The organism is Mangrovimonas sp. CR14 (genome assembly GCF_011764015.1).
Taxonomy (GTDB): Bacteria; Bacteroidota; Bacteroidia; order Flavobacteriales; family Flavobacteriaceae; genus Mangrovimonas; species Mangrovimonas futianensis.
In genome coordinates, this window is the sequence record NZ_JAAFZY010000002.1 from 383,151 (window position 1) to 404,862 (window position 21,712).

Genomic DNA, 21,712 nt, shown 5'->3' on the forward strand with positions numbered 1-21,712 from the left:
AAAACTTATGGTGAGAAGTGAAAATATAAGTTTTGAATAGGGCTCAAAGATACAAAAGTTTTGTTATGCTTTTGTAAAAATGTCTATTTTGTTGATTCCCTTAAGATAAGCTCTGTCTCTAATACAACGGTTTCATAGCGATCATCTTCTTTTTCAAGTTCTAATCTATCGATCAATAACTCTGCTGATTTAGCTCCCATCTCTTCAGCATGTTGTTTGATTGTAGATAAACTAGGAGTTGCATGTTTGGAAAGCACTCCATCTGTAAACCCGATAACCTGAAGCTCTTCTGGAATGGATTTCCCCATTTTCTTGGCCACTTTCATAGCTGTCAATGCATAGAGTTCGTTTACAGCAAAGACACCATCTATTTCAGGATTGTTGATGAAAAGTTGCTCTACCTCAGCCTCCAAATCTTCCAAATGGTCTTCAGAATCCAATTCTTCAACCACCTTTAATATAAGTTCAGATTTTGGTTGAATACCTCTATCTTCCAAAGATTCCAGATATCCTTGCGTTCTCAACTTCCCAACGCTCACATAATCCATTGTAGTTATCAAACCAACATTCTTACAACCGTTTTCCAACAGCTTACTCACAGCCTTCTTTGATCCTTTAAAATCATCTACAATAACCTTATCACATTTGACGTCATTAACAACTCTATCAAACATCACGATGGGCATTCCTTGATTAATGGTTTCATGAAAATGATGAAAATCTTGTTTCAACTGAGTCTCTTTGGAAATCGATAGTATAAAACCATCTATGCTCCCATTGGCCAGCATTTCCATATTGATCACCTCTTTATCGAAAGATTCATTTGAAAGCCCTACAATTACGTTGTACCCCCTTTGATTGGCTACTACCTCAATCCCTCGAATGACCATAGAAAAGAAATGATGGACTATTTCAGGAATGATTATTCCAATGGTCTTGGTTTTCTTATTCTTGAGACTCAAAGCAATATTATTGGGTTTGTAGTTATATAATTTAGCAAAAGCCTGTACTTTTTCACGGGTATCCTCACCAATTTCCTTACTGTTTCTCAAGGCTTTAGAAACAGTTGAAATGGACACATCCAATTCCTTTGCAATTTGCTTTAAAGTGACTTTTCTCTTCATCCATCTGTTTTTGAAACCATAAAAATACTAATGTTTTTTTGTAGATATAGCAAATTCTTGTCAATGACAATAAAAATCCTTAATTTTTAGAAAGTTTTCAACACGAAAACGTTTGAGTGATATTTATCATAATTATGAGCCACTTAAATAAATAATTTTACAATAGTTTAGTATCGAGAAGTGAAAATATAAACTAATTTAACAAGTACAAAATCAGACTAATTCAAAATTATTTTATGAAAACAATTTTTAATGGCTTACTGTTTTCGTTACTGCTTTTACCTAGTTTTCTTACAGGTCAAACAACAGTTTCGGGAGTAGTAACTGAGGAATCGTCATTGCCTCTACCGGGAGTTAACGTCCTTGTTCAAGGAACCACTCGAGGTACCGCCACAGATTTTGATGGAAATTATCAAATTGATGTCAATGAAGGTGAAACCATCGTTTTCTCTTATGTGGGTTATGTGACTCAAGAAATTATTTATTCAGGACAACAAACTTTAAATGTCCTACTTAAAGAAGATGCAGCCCAGTTGGACGAGGTTGTAATTGTTGGTTATGGAACCGTTAAAAAAGAAGATTTGACGGGTACCACAGACTTGGTAACCTCCAAGGATTTCAACAAAGGCCCGATTGTATCGGCACAATCACTTATTACTGGTAAAGTTGCTGGGGTAAGTGTAACTTCCAATAGTGGAGCGCCAGGTGAAGGACAATCTATTAGAATTAGAGGTGTGGGATCATTATCCTTAACAAGTGAACCTATGTATGTAGTTGATGGAGTGCCTATTTCTGGTGGAGTAGGTGGTGCTAGAAACCCATTAAACTTTTTGAACCCAAATGATATTGAGAGCTTCGTAGTTCTTAAAGATGCGTCTTCAACTGCTATCTATGGGTCAAGAGGAGCTAATGGGGTTATTTTGATTACAACAAAAAAAGGTAAAGACACCGGATTCAAATTCAACGCTAGCACTCAAACTACCATGTATAATGTAATAAATACAGTGGATGTTTTAGAGGCAGATCAATTTAGAGATTTAATCAATACTTATGGTACTGATGATCAAATTGGATTGTTAGGAAATTCTAATACCGATTGGCAAGATCAAATTTACACCTTTGCGGTGGGGTCTGATCATAACTTCAGTGCTTTAGGAAATGCTTTTGGTGTACCAATGAGAGCTTCTGTAGGTTATTCTGACCATGATGGTATCTTAAAAGGAGATAACTTAAGCAGAGCAACAGGATCAGTATCCTTTACTCCTTCTTTGCTTGATGATCATTTAAAATTAGAATTAAATGCTAGAGGTGTTTATACAGAAAATGCCTTTGCTGATAGAGGTGCCATCGGTTCTGCTATACTGTTTGATCCTACTCAATCTATTTATGATGCCAATTCACCTTATGCAGGATATTTTGCATGGTTGAATAATGAAGGAACTCAAAACAGTTTAGCTCCTACTAACCCATTAGCCCTTCTTAACCTAAGAAGTGATACGGCAGAAGTAAGACGTTTTGTAGGAAATGCAAAAGTAGACTATAAACTTCATTTCTTTCCTGATTTAACCGCTACTGTAAATGTTGGTTTGGATAAATCTAATAGTAATGGCCGAATTATCGTTTCTGAGTTTATGCCAAACGCCAGTTCAAACTGGGATGGATCATATAACAAATATTCAAATATTACTACCAGTAAACTCTTTGATTCCTATTTAACCTATGCGAAATCAATTCAAGATAAACACAATTTAAATGTTGTGGCTGGGTATTCTTACCAATCTTTTGAGTATGACAATATTAGTTATGATAGTGAGGCAGACCAATTAGGAAATAGAGCTACATTCATAGATAAAAGTATGGATGTCCTTTTATCTTACTTCGGTAGATTAAACTATGATTACAAAGGCAAGTATTTATTAACTGCTTCTTTGAGAGCTGATGCATCTTCAAAACTTAACCCTGATGATCGTTGGGGATATTTCCCATCGGCTGCTTTAGCATGGAAAATTAGCGACGAAAACTTCATGAAAGACTCTACTTTCAATTTGCTAAAATTAAGAGTGGGATATGGAGAAATTGCTAACGTAGGTGATTTGGCACCATACCAATTTTTAACAAGATATCAAGGAACCAATGATTCTGCACAGTATCAATTTGGGAATTCTTTTTATCAAACATACAGACCTGAACCTTACAACCCAGATCTTCGTTGGGAGGTTGGAAAATCATTTAACCTTGGTTTAGACTACAGTCTGTGGGATGGTAGAGTTTCTGGTTTGGTGAATGCCTATATGAGAGAAACTCAAGACATGATTGCTACGGCTCTTATTGATCCTTTTACCAATTTCAGTAACCGTATTGATAAAAATATTGGTGATATGGAAAACAAAGGGATTGAATTCAACTTGGATGTAGATGCTGTAAGAAATGATAACCTAACAGTTTCCCTAAACTATAACATCGCTTTCAATGATAACCAAATCACCAATTTACCTGTAGATCAGCCACACGGTGGTATTTCTACTGGGGTAGGTAACAATGTTCAAGTACATCGTGAAGGTGAGGAAGCTTCAAGCTTTTTGGTTTATCAACAGGTATATGATGCTAGTGGAAAACCAATTGAAGGAGTTTTCGTGGATAGAAATGGAGATGGAATCATCAATGATGAAGATAGATATATTAAAGAAAGCCCATATGCCGATATCTTAATGGGTCTTAATGCTAATGTTAATTACAAAAAATGGGACTTTTCAGTTCAAACGAGAGCCAGTATAGGTAATTATATGTATAATGATGTGGCAGCTAGTAAAGGAATTAGATCAGGAGCAACTATCAATGCTGGTTTATTAAATAATATCCATGCAGATTATTACAATTCTGGTTTCACCACTTTTGTTGATAGAACAGCTTTAAGTGATCATTTTGTCCAAGAGGCTTCCTTCTTTAAGATTGACAACATCACATTAGGATACACTCTTGATAAAGCCTTAAAGGATACCACAATTAGGTTGTATGGTTCAGTACAAAATTTATTAATTGCTACTGAGTATGATGGATTAGATCCAGAAATTGCTGGAGGAATTGACAATAATTTCTATCCAAGACCAAGATCATTTGTTTTTGGAGTAAATGTTGACTTTTAAAAAATTGTAAAATGAAAAATTATTTAAAATTATTTGTAAGCGTATTAACCTTATCTCTTGGGCTAGTGTCGTGTCATGATGACTTAGACCAGTCTCCTATTGACCCAGACGCCTTCACAGAAGAGGATGTATACGCTAATGCCCAAGAAGCTAAAAGCGCCTTGGCTAAATTATATGCTGGTTATGCTTTAACCGGACAATCTGGTCCTGCAGGTGATCCAGATTTAGATCCAAATGATATTGACGAAGGATTTTCGCAATATACCAGAATGCTGTTCAATTTAAACGAACTTACTACAGACCATGCGGTAGTTGGATGGGGTGACCCAGGTCTACCAGATTTACACGGTATGTATTGGTCTGGAAGTAATGACTTCTCTGAAGCCATGTACTTTAGATTAGCACAAGAAGTTTCTTTCTGTAATTCATTTATAGAAAATGCTTCATCATTACAGGACGAGGTAGTAACCGATTATATTGCCGAAGCAAGATTTTTGAGAGCGTTTGCTTATTATAATTTGATTGATTTTTATGCGAATGTTCCACTACAAACTACGGTAACAACTAATCTACCTACCCAAAGCAATAGACAAGACCTATTCAACTTTGTGGAAGATGAATTATTGGATATCCAAAATTTACTTCCAGATTCTAACGAATATGGTCGCGTAGACAAAATTGCAGCATGGGCTTTATTATCAAAGTTGTATTTAAATTCTGAAGTTTGGACTAATACACCAAGATATTCAGATTGTGTTACGTTTTCTAATAATGTGATTAACTCTTCATATAGTTTGAATACCACTGATGCTAATAACAATGGTACAGCATATGATGAATTATTCTTAGCAGACAACAATTCTAACGGAGCTCAAAACGAATTCATTTTCGTTACCAATTTTGACGGAATTAACTCCCAAACTTATGGAGGGACCACTTTCTTGGTTCATGCTGAAATAGGTGGCTCTATGATTGCCAGTGAATATGGTGTAAATGGTGGATGGGCAGGTTTAAGAACTACCAAAAGCTTGGTTAACAAATTTGCCGTAGACATCAATGACCTAAATAATTCTTTAGGTTCATTGTCTGACTGGGGATTAGTTGGTGATGCAACTACCAATGGATGGGATGGACCTGACATGGAAATGTACCAAACAGGAACAAACACATTTGCTTTGTATGCCGATTTATCTGCTGGGGAATTAAAGTTTAGATTTAATGAAGACTGGGGGAATAACTATGGAGATGATGACAATAATGGATCTTTAGATGCTGGTGGGGCTAACATCCCTGTTCCTTCTGCTGGGACCTATTTTGTAACATTAGACCTAAATAATTTCACATACACGTTGGATTTATTCACTAGTGACAAAAGAGGTATGTTCTATACCAATGGTCAAAATTTAGAGATAGAGGACATTGGTACTTTTACTGATGGTTATGCCGTAACTAAATTCAAGAACATTGATTCAAACGGTAACCAAGGTAACGACCCTAATGGAGAATTTGTTTCAACAGATTTACCACTTATCCGAACTGCGGAAATATATTTAAATTATGCCGAAGCTACTTTAAGAGGTGGTGCTGGAGATATGAACTTGGCACTTAACCTAGTTAATCAAATTAGAGAAAGAGCTTATGGAAATGCGTCAGGAAATATTTCTAGTGGAGATTTAACTCTAGATTTTATTTTAGATGAGCGTTCTAGAGAATTATACTGGGAAGGGCAAAGAAGAACAGATTTAGTACGTTATAACTACTTTACAACAGGTGCTTACACTTGGCCTTTTAAAGGAAATGACCCTGAAGGAACTTCTGTAGGTGACTTCCGTAATATTTTCCCAATTCCAACTAGTATTTTAACGGTTAACTCTAACCTATCACAAAATAATGGTTACTAAAAAAATGATTATGAAAACAATTATAAATAAAGCTATTTTATTTTTGAGCATCCTCTTGGTAGCATCGTCATGTGACGATGTAGAGCATGTGATGCTCAATGAAAATGCCAATACGACTGTAAGCCTGTCTACCAGCTCGGTAGTATTGACAGAAGAAACAGCTCCAGATGATGCGGTGACTGTATCATGGACCTCGCCGGAATTTGGATTTGCTGCAGCTCCTACATATCGCGTATTAATTGATCATGTTGGTGGTGATTTTACCGATGCCCAAGCAGTAAGTGCTGGAGTGGAAATGGAAAAAACCTTTACAGTTCAAGAATTGAACAGTAAACTCCTTTCATTAGAACTTGAACCTCTAGTAGAAGATGCTGTAGACATTCGTGTCGAAACTAGGTTAAGTAGTTCTCAAATATTCTTATCAAATCCTGTTACGTTAACTGTAACTCCTTACTCTTCGGTTTTAGATTTATCTACTACTTGGGGCGTGGTAGGAAGTGCAACTCCAGGAGGATGGGGAACTCCAGACATTCCAGATTTACCTTTCTATACAACAAGTGAATCAGGCGTATTAGTTGCTTATGTGACTTTAAGAGATGGTGAAATCAAGTTTAGGGAAAATAATGACTGGACCCTAAATTATGGAGATACTGGATTAGATGGTACGTTGGATGATGGAGGAGATAACATTCCTGTTAGTGCTGGTTCTTACAGAATCTTAATGAATTTAAACACCCTAACTTACACCATGGAAACTTATTCCTGGGGAATTGTGGGTAGTGCCGCACCTAATGGATGGGATGGACCAGATGCACAGTTTACATATAATCCATACCAAAACAATTGGAAAGCAGTTGTTACCCTAATAGAAGGAGAAATTAAATTCAGAAGAAGTAATGACTGGGGCTTGAATTATGGAGATTCTGGATTAGACGGAACTTTAGATGAAGGTGGAGATAACATTCCTGTTACAGCTGGTCATTATTTGGTCACCTTAGACCTTAATAACTTGACCTATACCCTAGAGGAAACAGATGTTTGGGGATTGGTTGGAAGTGCAACACCTAATGGTTGGGACGGACCAGATCAAAAGTTTTTACCAGACTTTGGAATTAATGAAGGTTTCTTCTACATCCATGGTGCCGAATTAATAGCTGGCGAAATTAAAGTTAGACAAAACGATAATTGGGCCGTAAATTATGGTGATGATGGAGCAGATGGAACTTTGGAATTGAATGGAGCTAATATTATGGTAGAAGCTGGAATATATAACATTACAGTTAATTTCAGTGTTGATCCTCCTACAATTACTATAAATCCATACCAATAATATATTTTTTATAATGAAAAAGGCCTACAATAAAATACTTATCTATTGTAGGCCTTTTTGTTCAAAAATTAGATTTGCTATGAAAAAAAATACACTTTTTATATTACTCTTTTTCCTAACCTTTATAAGCTTTGGTCAACTTACTACTGACCCAAGCCCTATCATTGTAGACCAAGAGGTAACCATAACCATAGACGCCAATAGTAACGATACTAATTGTAATGGTTTCAACAACCCGACTAAAGTATATTTGCATGCCGGAATTGGTGATGACAACAACCCTTGGGGATTCAATGTAATTGGTAATTGGGGGCAAGATGATGGTGTTGGAGAAATGAGCAGTAACGGGGATGGAACCTGGAGCATCACATTGACACCAGAAATTTATTTTGGCTTAACTGAAACCCAAGCTTCACAGGCTACAAAAATGGGAATGGTTTTCAGAAATGAGGATGGAAGTCAGGAATTAAAAGCTACAGACTGTGGAGATTTCTTTTTGAATGTTGGAGCATTTCAAGTAACCATGATTAATCCTCCAAACAGTGCAAATGGTTTATTAGCTGTGGAAAACGGTGGAAGCACTCAAATCTTAGCTACTAACTCTAATGGTAATGCCAACTACGAGTTATTTGCAAATGGCGTAAGCGTACATACGCAAAACAACACTTCTTTTTACAATGGTTATTTATTTACCAATTTACAGGAAAACCAAGAATGTGAACTTGTGGTCACTCAAGGATCAAATAGTATTTCGAAATTTTTCACCATTTATGTAGATAACACGGTAACTGAAGCATTGCCTGAAAACCTAAGCAACGGTATAAATTATAACGAAGAAGATGCAACTACTGCTATTTTAGTATTAGAGGCTCCAAACAAAGATTTTGTTTATGTCATAGGTAGTTTTAACAATTGGGAGGTTAGTAATCCTTATGCCATGAAAAAGGACGATTCTTCTTCTAAATTTTGGGTTGAATTAACAGGACTAACGCCAGGAGAAAATTATACATATCAATATTTGGTAGGAGATTATACTGATGTTCCAACCAATTCTTCTCCAGTTGTCACAATTGCAGATCCTTATTCAACCACCATTTTGGATCCGAATAATGACATTTATATCCCAAGTGAGATCTACCCAAACTTACCCAGTTACCCATCTGGAGCTGAAGGCATTGTAAGCCTCCTAAACACACAAGAACCCGAGTATTCATGGCAGGTCACCAACTTCAGCAAACCAGATCAAGAAAATTTAATCATTTATGAATTATTAATTAGAGACTTTACAGACGCTGCTACCTATTCTGGCGCTATTTCGCAATTAGATTATTTAGAAAGCTTAGGGGTTAATGCAGTAGAATTAATGCCTATAAATGAGTTTGAAGGAAATATAAGCTGGGGCTACAATCCTTCCTTTTACATGGCTTTAGACAAAGCCTATGGTACAAAAAACAGTTTCAAGGAATTTGTTGATGAATGCCACGAAAGAGGTATTGCTGTCATCGTAGATGTAGTTTTCAACCATTCTTATGGACAATCACCTTTGGTTCAAATGTATTGGGATAATGCCAACGGAATTCCAGCAACCGACAACCCTTATTACAATCAATATCATAATCTTGTGGACAATACAAGTGCGCATTGGGGTTATGATTTCAATCACGAGTCTGACTTTACGGTTAACTTTTTCAATGATGTTCTTAGTTTTTGGATGAACGAATATCAAGTAGACGGTTTCAGATTCGACTTTACAAAAGGGCTTTCTAACACCCTATATTATGGAGCAGACAACTGGGCAAGTGCCTATGATGCCAGTAGAATTGCTAATCTAAAAGCTTACGCAGATCATGTTTGGGCGAATGATCCAGAGAATGAAGCCTATGTTATTTTCGAGCATCTTTCTGACAATTCTGAAGAAACCGAATTAGCAAACTATGGAATAATGCTATGGGGAAATATGAATTATAGCTTTAATGAAAACACCATGGGTTGGAGTGGAAACACCGATATTTCTTGGGCATCTTATGAAAACCGAGGATGGAACGATCCCAACTTAGTCGTATATATGGAAAGCCATGACGAAGAACGCTTGATGTATAAAAACTTACAGTTTGGAAATTCGAATGGAAGCTATGATGTTACCGATTTAAACACTGCCTTAAATAGACAAGAAGCTGCAACCACTATATTTTATAGTATACCAGGACCAAAAATGGTTTGGCAATTTGGTGAAATGGGATATGATTATTCCATTAACTATTGCCCAGGCAATGGAACCGTTGACAATTCATGTAGATTAGAACCCAAACCAGATATTTGGACTTTAGGATATAATACGGAAAGTAACCGATTAGACCTTTATAATGTGACTGCACAAATGATCAATCTAAAGAAAGAATTCCCTACTACATTCAACACTGATAATTACGTTTTGGATGTCTCTGGATTGGTTAAAAGAATAAATCTATATGACTCAGAAGGCTCCCTAGACGCGGTGGTGGTTGCTAATTTTGATGTGACCACACAAACTGTGAATCCTAATTTCCCTAGTACAGGAGTTTGGTATGAATTTTTCACCGGAAACAATCTAAGCGTTTCAAATCCGACGGCATCTTTAACCTTAGAAGCAGGTGAATATAGATTGTATACTCAAACAGAAAATCTAAGCTCAGATGAATTCTTCACGCAACAGGTTCAATTATTCCCGAATCCTACTAGTGATAGTTTTCAATTGTCTATAGATATTAATGAAATTCAAATCTATGACCTTCAAGGAAAAATAGTATTGACTCAAAATGGCGCTCTAACAAAGGGGCAACAATTTGATATTTCAAGCTTATCGAAAGGAATGTACATTGTTAAAGTTTCAAACAACTCAGGACAGCTTTTCACCACTAAACTTATAAAGAACTGATTTATTTGAAAACTCCTTCTTTAAGCACAAAGGCTTCCAGAAAATTCTGGAAGCCTTTTTTAATGATTTGACAACTAACCGAATATTAAAAATATTTATCGATTTTAATTCTGAAATGCCCAAATTTATCATACCTTTTTACTAAATATCAAGTTATGTCAACCAAGTCCCTCACTCAGACAGCTATCCATACCCTTTGCTTGCTTGCCCTATGCATATTCCCAGTTCATGAGCTACAATCACAAACATGGCAAGAGTATGATGAAGATGATAGTTATGTAGCTCGTCATGAGTTTAGTTTTGTTCAAGCAGGTGACAAATTTGTATATTTTGGCGGAAGAGAATCCGCTCAGACGGTGGAAGTTTATGATTTTACTACTGACACTTGGTCTACCGGGGGAATGGCACCATATGAATTCAACCATTGTCAGGGCGTCTTGTATGAAGGACTCATTTGGGTCATTGGAGCCTTCAAAGACAATGACACCGAAGAAAATGCTGATTACGTTTATATGTACAATCCAGTTACCGAAACATGGATTGAAGGCATGCCCATTCCAGAGGCCCGTAAAAGAGGGGCCAATGGTTTAGTAATGAAAGACGATAAATTTTACATGGTAGGAGGTAATACTAACGGTCATTATGGCGGTTATGTTTCCTATTTTGACGAGTATGACCCGGTTAATGCCACTTGGACTATTTTAGATGATGCACCAAACGCACGAGATCATATTCAAACCGTTGTTTATAACAATAAAATCTATGCCTTGGGAGGACGCCTTTCTGGTGGTCCTGGGGGAATCTTCTCCCCTATGATACCAGAATCGGATGTCTATGATTTTACAACTGAATCATGGACCACTTTAGGTAGCTCCAGTGACATTCCTACACCAAGAGCAGGTTATGGTGTTGCCTTATTCAATAACGAAATTTTTGTGATTGGTGGAGAAGGCATGCATCCCGATGGCTATAACACCCAATGGAATAAAGTTGAAGCCTTTGACCCAGCAACTAATCTCTGGGAAACCAAAGCTTCATTAAACAATTCCAGACATGGGATTCAAGCCATTGTTTCTGGCAATGGCATTATTGTTTTATCAGGATCAAGTGGTGGTACCTCATTTAAAAGCATGGAATACTACAACGAATACAATCCCTCAGGAACCGCTTTAATTAATAGTACGTTTGAAGCTGATGAATTGGTCAAGAACTTTGCATATCCAAGCGACGCCATCAATTTTTCTATCAACATAGAATTATCAAACAACACAGGAGACACGGGAACTTATATTGACAATATTTCTCTAAGTGGAGACAATTTTGCACTGGAAACATCTTATGACAATCGCTTTGTAAAATCCAATACATCCTTAAATGTTCAGGTAAATCTATTGGATCCCAATGTAACCGAAAGCAATGGAACAGTTACCATTACCTATAATAATTCCAGTCAAATAGCAGTAACCTTAAACGGGATACTAGATGATACCCTATCTACTATAAAAGTTGAGAATCTCTCTGAACTAAATCTTTATCCGAACCCAACCTCTTCAGCCTTTCAGGTAAATAAAGATATCAACTCTTTAACCATTTATAATCTATCAGGAAAAAAGGTTAAAGAATTTAAAAACCTTTCAAGTACCGGCACTTCATTTGATGTTTCCGAATTAGCCTCTGGCCTCTATTTTTTAGAAGCTATGGATACACAAGGCACTATTTCTAAAGGAAAACTCGTAAAGAATTAGTTATTTTAAAAAGACTCCGATAACTGAAATACCTTGAGGCTTCTGCAACTCGCTTTCTTCCATTCCTGGACCAATAGAAAATTGAACACTTTCAACTGAATGGATATTAAAACTAGTTTGATTTTGATGTTCAAAATAATAGGGTAAAAAGCTGGGATAGGGACGCGGTAAGGTCACAGTTTTTACTGGCTTCAAATTGGCCAATGGCAACTCGTAATCCTTTACCTCTGGTTCCAAATCTATAAGCCCTCCAAACGCCGAACCATCTTTCATAACTAATGCAATCTGTAATTTTCCTGTCTTTCCATCTAGCGATTGCCCTCTAAAAATCAAGGTTTTCTTACTGTCTAAATCAGCTTTTCTTTCTTCAAGCGATTTTATTACTACCTGTTTAAAAGAATAATCATAGATAGGTGCAGCATTCCTATTTTCTTCATCTGGAACGAAAATATGTTCCAAACGAATTTGGTAGGCACTTTCATTGAAATTCTCGGTTGGAACTAACTGTAAGCCTTTACGCCAAGGGATAACAAGTTCTTCAGAATCCCGATTTGCATCAAACAAATGAACCGCAAATGATGAAGAAACTATTTTGGTTTTATAGGATTCGCGTTGATAAAAATCCCAAGCGGTTGGCTGTTTCTTACTTTCAGCGGGATAAGTCATGGTTTCCGTTCCTGAATCAACCACTAAGTAATAATTTAAATAACCATGTGCCAATTGACCTTTTGGAATAACGACTTCGTACTGATAAGGCGCCACCTCATTAAAATCCAGATTCAATCGCCCTTTGGGAGTAAAACCCATCAATTTGATCTGTTTAGGTTTCTTAGGAGCGATATACTGAACCTTTAAATTTAAATCACCAGAATCAGAGGCCTCTTCCAAAGGGTCATGTTTCAAATAAGCTCTCTCGACGTTTGACTGTGGTGCATAAAAATGATTGATTGGATAGGATTTGAAATCCGTTGAATGATCCCATGATTTTTCGACTCCTTTCTTACTTACAATATAAGTTCCAGGTTGTATACTGAAAGACTGTTCTACAGCACTTGCAGAATATGAATTTCCATCATCAATTGCCTCAATCGAAAACTCAGAGCCCAAATCAGGCAAAAACAAGGACATGGCTCTTGTCTCCCATTGGATAACGCCTACAGTTTTATCTAAACTATTTCTACCAAATGGATTTGCTACCCAAACAGCATCAGGCTGCACTTCTAATCGCCAAACTCCATCATCTAATTTATCTAAAAAATAGGCCCCCAATCCCTCATATTTTACTACTTCTGAATTTCCAAAACCTGCAATTTCTTTAAGCTTTTTCAGCTTCTTAGGTCGAGAGCTTGTTGAATTGGTGTAAAAGAATTTTTCGTTTGTGTTATATTCCGCGAGGTCCTTTTCATAACTCACCTTAAAATCGCTAAAAGTCTTATTCCCTGGATACATTCCGAAATTGGCATACATGGGAACCTCATGAAACACTTCAGAACAAATCTTTAGTGCCAAAGCCTTTTGAGGAGTATAATTAAGGTTCATGTAATGCGTATTATATTCGGTATTGGCATAGGCCAAAAATGTGGGGTCATAGGAAAAATGAGTCGCTATTTGTATCCCTGCTTCCCTAAAACCTCGTGCCATCGCTGGGTAAATGTATGATCGTCCCACGTCGGCCGCGTCAAATTCATAAACTAATTTAGCTCCGTGATGCTTCTTGATGACAGAATCAAAAGGCATGTTATAATCATTGACATTGGGTAATAGATTTCCACCTAATTCCTTGCCATAACCTAAACCAGTAGGGTACCATTGAAAAGTTCCTCCTTGAGCACCTCCTTCAAAATAGCCATCCATAAAATGGACGGCGTGACTCATATTATAAAATATAGGCTTCTTTGTACCCGTATTCCGCATAGCTTTAACCATCTTTGATACAAAAGCAGTGACCTCTTGTTCACTGCCCCTGTGGTGAGGTTCGTTACTAACTTCAAAAGCTATTAAGTTGGGTTCGTCTTTATAAACTACACCTGTATAAGGATTCACATGGTTCAAAAATTGAAAGAGATAGGTTTCCTGAGCTTTAATGGCTTCCGGATTTGTTAAGCAATCACCTTTCCCATATTTATTTGAAAAACCTGGCGTATCAGAATCTGGTTCTGGCCAACCATCACCCCAAAAAGCAATGGGTGTAATCACGTAGTTCATTCCGTGATCTTTTAAGGTCTTCAATAAAAAATCAAAAGTTTCTAGGTATTCATTTTCTATCAAATTCCCCATTTCATCACTAATTTGGGTATCCCAAACATGAACGCGATACAAATCAAAACCTAATCTTTTAAAATGGTACACATCATTTAAAATAACCTCTTTGGGATTCACACCCTTTTTTTTTGCCGACCTATAAGCATGGGCAAAAGGCACCGTATAATTCACCCCAAAACCGTGAACCTCTGCCTTAGTTTTTCCCCATCTCATAACACCGTTTTGATCAATAAACACATCATTGTTTTGACCGAAAGTTAAGTGCACAAATAAAAAAGCGAAAAGGAATTTAAACAAACGCATAACCATCTTTTTGAATTACATTTTTTCTGACAACTGTCTTAAAGTTTCCGCTGCCGTTTCTGGAGTAATATCCCTTTGGGCCATCCCAAACATTTCATAACCCACCATAAATTTCTTAACGGTAGCACTGCGCAATAAAGGCGGATAAAAACTCATGTGCCAATGCCAATGTGCATTATCTTGCCCATTACATGGTGCTTGATGAATACCGCTGGAATAAGGGAATGAGGTTTGGAACAACCTATCGTAAACTTTGGTAAGCACTGAAATGGCTTCGGCATACATCAAAGTCTCCTCTTGACTCATTTCCAAAATGTCTTTCTGCGCTTTTCTTGGAACAATCATAGCTTCGTAAGGCCAAATCGCCCAAAAAGGTACCAAAACCACGAAAGCTTCATTTTCAAAAATAACGCGTTCCTTGAGCTCCAGTTCTTGTTTTAGATAATCAGCTAAAAGCGTTCTCCCATTCTCTTGAAAATAAGTTCTTTGTTGGTTATCCTTTTTAACCACTTCATTTGGAAGGGTCGATTGACTCCAAATCTGTCCGTGTGGGTGTGGATTGCTACACCCCATGACAGCTCCTTTATTTTCAAAAATCTGTACATAATTGATATTGTCATTCTCACTTAAGCCTTGAAACTCCTTTTGCCAAGTAAAAACGACTTTTTGAATGTCTTCAACAGCCATATCAGCTAGACTTTTGGAGTGATCTGGACTGAAACAAATCACCTTACAAATACCCTGTTCTGCTTCAGCACGAATAAGCCCACTGTTAACTGAAAACTTTTTGGAATCCTTTTGTAATGCGGAAAAATCGTTCACAAACACAAACACATCTTCATAAGAAGGATTTACCTCTCCATTGGCCCTTGTGTTTCCAGAGCACAAATAACAACTAGAATCATGTTTAGGCCTAACCTCCTTTGAAGGCTCTTCTTGTTGCCCTTGCCAAGGTCTTTTGGCACGATGCGGTGAAACTAGCACCCATTCTCCTGTCAATGGGTTGTATCTTTTATGGGAATAATCTTGAATATCGTTTTCCATGACAATTAAATTTTATGTGTTCCCTGTGATAACTTCACAAAATATATGGAACAATCTTTACCAAATGTATCTTTATACTGTTTTGAAATTTCTTCGGAATAAGATGCGACTGCATCCTTCTTTAATATATTGATGGTGCAGCCTCCAAAGCCTCCTCCCATCATTCTAGATCCAATGACATCGGGATGCGCTTTCCCTTTTTCAACCAAAAAATCAAGTTCGGGACAGCTCACTTTAAATTGATGCTGAACCCCACCATGCGCTTCAAAAAGCAATTCTCCAAAACCTTGCAAATCTCCATCTTCCAACATTTTCCCAGCTCTTAAAACACGGTCATTTTCCTGAATGACATAAAGTGCTTTTTGATATTCCACTTCCGTCAATTGATCCTTTATTTGATTAAGAGAAGCTTCGTTGGCATCACGAAGAAAAGGCACATCCAACAAATTGGCTACTTTTTCACAAACAGCTCTCCTATCATTATACTCAGCATCTACCAGACTGTGACTTACATTGGTATTAATTAGCATCACCTGATAATCTTCAAATTCCAATGGATAGGTTTTGAATTCCAAGTTTCTGCAATCCAACAATAAAGCCCTGTCTTCTTCACCAAACATGCTCGCAAACTGATCCATGATTCCACAACGTACACCCACATAATGATGTTCTGCTTTTTGCGAAATAAAAATGAGTTCATGCTTGGACAAGCCCAAATCGAACAAGTCATTAAGTCCATAAGCCACTGCATTTTCTAATGCCGCCGATGATGACAACCCAGCACCTTTAGGAATGTCGCCCGTAAATACCATATCAAAAGGTTCCAATTGAATTCCTTTTTTCTGCATCTCCCCCACTACCCCAATGATGTAATTTCTCCAATTACCTTTAGGAATAGCCTTTACATCATCTAAATGCAGCTCCATAACCTCTTCAAAATCCATTGAAACAATGGTACAAAAAGCATTTTTTGATTTTGAAAAAGCTGCTGTTATGCCTTTATCTATAGCTGCAGGAAATACATAGCCCTCATTATAATCGGTATGCTCCCCAATTAAATTAATCCTTCCCGGAGATTTAACCACAATGGGATCATTAGGGAACCGTTGTTTAAATTTCTTTACAATGTCATCTTTTATAATTGCATTCATTTTATAAAGATTTTCTTATGATTAGTTGACTAGGATTTTCAACTTGACCCTGTTCTCCATTTTTTATCATATTGGCCAAGGTTGTTCCCATTAATTTGAAATCTGTAGAAATGGTAGTAATTCCATTACCTACAACTTCCTTCAATAGGGTGTCATTATAGGAAATAACCCCAATATCGGAGCCTAATTCCAGTTGCTGTTCGTTCATTTTTTTTATCAAAACAATCAAATCCCTATCGTCCAAAGTCACATAAACCTCCCCTTTAGCCAAAGGGCGTTCTTTCAAACTGGAAATAACCTCTCCTTGAATCTGATTTGAGTTGATAAAATTCTGAAACCCCTTTAACATGCCGTGAGGTTGTTTGGCTGGCGAATAAACCAATACGATTCTTTCATATTTACTGATTTGAGACATTGCCAAAGTCAGTTTATCTGACATGTCCTTTTCAAAATTTTGATAAATAGCCGAATAATCTATTAAAGAGGCATTGGTTTGATCTAATAAAAAGACTTTCTCTTTAGGCAATAAGGCCAACACATCAGCAACATTCTCAAGATTGGCTGGCATGATCACATAATAGTTGTAACTCCCTACATTATCTAAAATTTGTTTTTTAAAAACGTCATAACTGAAATGATGAAAAAAGATGTCTACCTGAAATTGAGGACTCAATTCTTCTAAAAAGGCATTGTAAATATCTTCCTTAAAAGCATTTAACTCATCAAAAAATAGAAAGACCTTTTGTTTCACCGTAACATCTTCACTTTTTATATAATATCCCTTTCCTGAAACAGACTCCACAATACCTCTCATCTTGAGCTCATTAAAAGCCATCAAGACAGTATCTCGTGATAAATCAAAATGATTTCTCACTTTATTAATAGACGGTAATTTATCTCCCTTTTTCAATAACCCAGCCATAAGAGCATCCTCAATTGACGCTACAATCTGCTTGTATTTAGGAATACCGATATTGTCCTTGATTGAAATTAAATTCATTTGACAAAGATACAAAAAACCGGTAGGTACTGGTAGGGTTTTTTAATTATTATTTTTAAATTTGTAAACAAACAATGTTCAAATTATCAAATCCTTGTTATTTGAGATAATTAAATAAGAATATGATACAATATTTCAAAACATCCATCTTTATAATGTTTACCGCATTTTGTCTTATGGGATGCTCAAGCAGTGAAGATAATCCGGAAGAACAGCCAAATAATCCTACCCCTTCTGAAGATTTCTTTTACTACGGCGCAGACCTCTCATATGTAAACGAAATGGAAGATTGTGGAGCTACTTATAAAAACACTAACAACACGGTTCAAGATCCGTTTCAGATTTTTGCAAATGCAGGAACCAACTTAGTACGCGTTCGTTTATGGCACAACCCAACTTGGACCGATTACTCCAATATAGAAGACGTCAAACAAACCATTCAAAGAGCCAAATCTCTGGGGATGAAAGTACTACTGGATTTCCATTATTCTGATACTTGGGCAGACCCTGAAACCCAAGAAATCCCTACAGCTTGGATTCCAGAAATTAACAACACAACAACTTTAGGTTCCTTATTATATGATTATACTTTAGAAACCCTAAATGACTTAAATAATTCAGGGTTAAATCCGGACATGGTTCAAGTTGGAAACGAAATCAATGGCATGATTCTACAACAAGGCGATTTGGTTTGGCCCATTGACTGGAATCGCAATTCCTTTTTACTAAACAAAGGCATACAAGCTATTCGTGATTTCTCTCAACAACATTCAATAGATATTGAAATCATGCTGCATATTGCCCAACCTGAAAATGGCCTATGGTGGTTTGAACAAGCATCACAAAACGGAGTCACGGATTATGATTGGATTGGGTTGTCATATTACCCAATATGGTCTTCATATGACCTCAACAATGTAGGCTCAGCCCTTTCTTCCTTAATTTCTACCTACGATAAAAAATTAATGATTGTGGAAACCGCCTATCCATTTACATTAGACAATGCTGATGAAGCTAACAATATTTTGGGTTCAGATGCCTTAATTAATGGCCTCCCAGCGACCCAACAAGGCCAATTAAATTATCTCCTACAACTTGAAACCGTGGTCAAGGAGGCTGGTGGAGAAGGTATTATTTATTGGGAACCTGCTTGGGTTTCTACCAATTGTTCTACGCTTTGGGGACAAGGCTCCCATTGGGACAATGCCACCTTATTTGATCATAACAACAAAGCCAATTTAGGCATGCAGTTTTATAACGGCTCACAAACGAATAACCAATGAAAAATTCAAACAAAATAAAGTTCGTATTCATCATATGCTTGTTTTATGGCTTGTCCATGCAATCCCAAACCAGAGAAATCCTTACTTTAAAACAAGGATGGAGATTTCAAAAGGGACATCATCCGCAAGCAGTCAATCCTAATTTTGATGATCGAAAATGGGAACATGTAACCGTTCCTCATGATTGGGCTATTTATGGCCCCTTTGACAAAGAAATAGACAAACAGAATGTAGCGATAGAGCAAAACGGCGAACAAGTGGCTACTGAAAAAACAGGGCGAACAGGTGCCTTACCTTATATTGGCGAAGCTTGGTATCGAAATCACTTTAAGATCCCAAATTACGACGCAGATAAAAAAGTACTCATCCTTTTTGAAGGAGCCATGAGTGAGCCTGAAGTATATATTAATGGCAAGAAGGTAGGTGAATGGAAGTATGGATACGCCTATTTCTATTTTGATATTTCCGAATATGTCTCTTCCAAAAACAATACGATTTCCGTCAAGTTAAACAACAAAGGACTTTCCTCGCGATGGTACCCAGGTGCCGGACTCTATAGAAATGTAAAAATCATTGTTAAAAACAAAACAAGCATTAACCAGTGGGGAACTTTTATCACCACGCCCATTGCCAATAAAACTTTAGGCAAGGTCAATATTAAGACCAAAGTAAGTGGAGAAAATTTACGTATCGTTACAGATATCATAGGCCCAAATGGTATTACAATGGACTCAAATGTTAGTGAAACTATTTTTAATGATGAATTCGATCAAAATTTCCTTGTTAAAAATCCTAAGTTATGGAGTCCGGAAACTCCACATTTATACACAGCTGTTACTAGATTATTCTCTTCAAATGAGTTACAGGATGTTATTACAACAAAATTTGGAATAAGAAGCATTCAATATGATCAAAAAACAGGGTTTAGCCTAAATGGAGAAGTCACAAAATTTAAAGGAGTTTGTCTTCATCACGATTTAGGCCCGATAGGATCTGCTGTCAATCGCTCTGCACTAAAACGTCAACTTCAAATTTTAAAGGACATGGGAGCCAATGCTATAAGAAGTTCTCATAACATGCCTTCTTTTGAGCAACTGGAGTTGTGTGATGAGATGGGCTTTTTGTTTTTGGCAGAGAGTTTTGATGAATGGAAAAAGCCTAAAGTAGACAATGGCTACCATTTATATTTTGACGAGTATGCCGAAAAGGACGTTGTCAACTTGGTAAGAGCAACTAGAAACCACCCTTCTATTGTTATGTGGAGTTCGGGCAACGAAGTCCCAGATCAATGGGGAACAGAAGGAGTGAAACGTGCCAAATGGCTTCAAGATATTTTTCATAGAGAAGACCCTACCAGGCCCGTTACCGTAGGCATGGACCAAGTTAAAGCGGTAATGGAATCTGGATTTGGAGCACTTTTGGATGTCCCAGGATTAAACTACAGGGTACACCTCTATGAAGAAGCTTATGAAAAGTTCCCCCAAGGATTTATTTTAGGTTCGGAGACTGCTTCCACAGTGAGTTCAAGAGGCATTTACAAGTTCCCAGTAGAAATTGCCAGCATGAAACAATATGATGACTTTCAATCCTCCTCTTACGATCTAGAATATTGCAGTTGGTCTAATTTACCAGACGAGGATTTCATTTTACAGGATGATAAACCTTGGGTTATTGGCGAATTTGTTTGGACTGGATTCGACTATCTTGGCGAACCAACCCCATATGATGAAGTCTGGCCATCACGAAGCTCCTATTTCGGCATCAATGATTTAGCAGGTCTACCTAAAGATCGTTATTACCTATACAGAAGTCGCTGGAACACCCAAGATGAAACTTTACACATTTTACCTCACTGGAACTGGGAAGGGCGTGAAGGCGAGACCACCCCTGTTTTTGTTTACACCAGTTTTGACCAAGCTGAATTGTTTTTGAATGGAAAAAGTTTAGGAATACAAAAGAAAAATGACAAAACACCTCAGAACCGATATCGTCTCATGTGGATGGATGTCAAATATGAACCCGGAACCTTAAAAGTTGTTGCACTGGATCAAAATGGCAAAGCGGTTGCGGAAAAAGAAATCACAACTGCTGGCGAACCCCATCAAATTGTTTTGGAACCGGATTCCAAAACCATAAAAGCCAATGGTGAAGACCTAGCATTTGTTACTGTTTCAGTAGTTGATAAAAATGGAAATCCCTGTCCAACAGCCGCCAACCAATTAGAGTTCGAGGTCACCGGAAATGGTTCCTATAGAGCCGCCTGTAATGGGGATGCCACATCTTTAGAATTGTTTCATGAACCAACTATGAAGCTGTTTAGTGGCAAACTGGTAGTTTTAATGAAGTCAACCAACACAGCAGGAAGCATGGAACTGACGGTAAAAGGAAAAAAATTGAAATCGGCATCCATCATCATAAAAACGGAAAAGTAAATATCTATAAATAGAGAAAAGCAATAGCTTTCGGTTAATAGCATGAGCAGATTATCATTATTTTTGCATGATATTTAACC

At 37.1% G+C, this 21,712-nt stretch carries 12 protein-coding genes; 7 read left to right on the top strand and 5 right to left on the bottom strand.

From position 1 onward, the window contains the following. Positions 1-83: 83 nt before the first annotated feature. Positions 84-1,124: a LacI family DNA-binding transcriptional regulator gene (locus GZ212_RS04925; RefSeq protein WP_053971234.1), complete on the bottom strand. Its 1,041-nt coding sequence runs from the start codon at positions 1,122-1,124 to the stop codon at positions 84-86. A 236-nt stretch (positions 1,125-1,360) separates the two neighbouring features. Here GZ212_RS04925 and GZ212_RS04930 point away from each other — a divergent pair, with 236 nt between their 5' ends. The 5 genes from GZ212_RS04930 (at position 1,361) to GZ212_RS04950 (ending at position 12,157) form a co-directional block, all read left to right on the top strand. Further along, positions 1,361-4,267, top strand: a complete 2,907-nt coding sequence (locus tag GZ212_RS04930) for a TonB-dependent receptor (protein ID WP_166957798.1) — start codon at positions 1,361-1,363, stop codon at positions 4,265-4,267. A gap of 11 nt (positions 4,268-4,278) precedes the next feature. Further along, positions 4,279-6,168, top strand: a complete 1,890-nt coding sequence (locus GZ212_RS04935) for a RagB/SusD family nutrient uptake outer membrane protein (protein ID WP_166957800.1) — start codon at positions 4,279-4,281, stop codon at positions 6,166-6,168. A gap of 10 nt (positions 6,169-6,178) precedes the next feature. Continuing rightward, positions 6,179-7,498, top strand: a complete 1,320-nt coding sequence (locus GZ212_RS04940) for a SusE domain-containing protein (RefSeq protein ID WP_166957802.1) — start codon at positions 6,179-6,181, stop codon at positions 7,496-7,498. Positions 7,499-7,577: 79 nt separating this feature from the next. Further along, positions 7,578-10,412 carry an alpha-amylase family glycosyl hydrolase gene (locus tag GZ212_RS04945; protein WP_166957804.1) on the top strand — a complete coding sequence of 945 codons (2,835 nt, stop codon included), beginning with the start codon at positions 7,578-7,580 and terminating at the stop codon, positions 10,410-10,412. 155 nt (positions 10,413-10,567) lie between these two features. Further along, entirely contained in the window at positions 10,568-12,157 is a 1,590-nt protein-coding gene (locus GZ212_RS04950; protein ID WP_166957806.1) for a T9SS type A sorting domain-containing protein, read from the top strand. On the opposite strand, the gene GZ212_RS04955 is transcribed toward GZ212_RS04950, so the two are convergent. The 4 genes from GZ212_RS04955 to GZ212_RS04970 form a co-directional block, all read right to left on the bottom strand. Next, entirely contained in the window at positions 12,158-14,632 is a 2,475-nt protein-coding gene (locus GZ212_RS04955) for a cellulase family glycosylhydrolase (RefSeq protein WP_206080384.1), read from the bottom strand. A gap of 105 nt (positions 14,633-14,737) precedes the next feature. Continuing rightward, entirely contained in the window at positions 14,738-15,766 is a 1,029-nt protein-coding gene (locus GZ212_RS04960) for a UDP-glucose--hexose-1-phosphate uridylyltransferase (RefSeq protein WP_166957810.1), read from the bottom strand. A gap of 5 nt (positions 15,767-15,771) precedes the next feature. Next, the gene (locus tag GZ212_RS04965; protein ID WP_166957812.1) at positions 15,772-16,917 is read right to left on the bottom strand and encodes a galactokinase; all 1,146 of its coding nucleotides are present in this window, start codon (positions 16,915-16,917) and stop codon (positions 15,772-15,774) included. A 1-nt stretch (position 16,918) separates the two neighbouring features. Then, entirely contained in the window at positions 16,919-17,917 is a 999-nt protein-coding gene (locus tag GZ212_RS04970) for a GntR family transcriptional regulator (RefSeq protein WP_166957814.1), read from the bottom strand. Between the two features lie 155 nt (positions 17,918-18,072). On the opposite strand from GZ212_RS04970, the gene GZ212_RS04975 reads away from it, so the two are divergent. After that, positions 18,073-19,200, top strand: coding sequence for a glycosyl hydrolase 53 family protein (locus tag GZ212_RS04975; RefSeq protein WP_240923753.1), 1,128 nt, complete (start codon positions 18,073-18,075; stop codon positions 19,198-19,200). Continuing rightward, positions 19,197-21,632, top strand: a complete 2,436-nt coding sequence (locus GZ212_RS04980) for a DUF4982 domain-containing protein (RefSeq protein ID WP_166957816.1) — start codon at positions 19,197-19,199, stop codon at positions 21,630-21,632. Before GZ212_RS04975 ends, GZ212_RS04980 begins: the two co-directional genes overlap by 4 nt. The last annotated feature ends 80 nt before the right edge of the window (positions 21,633-21,712 follow it).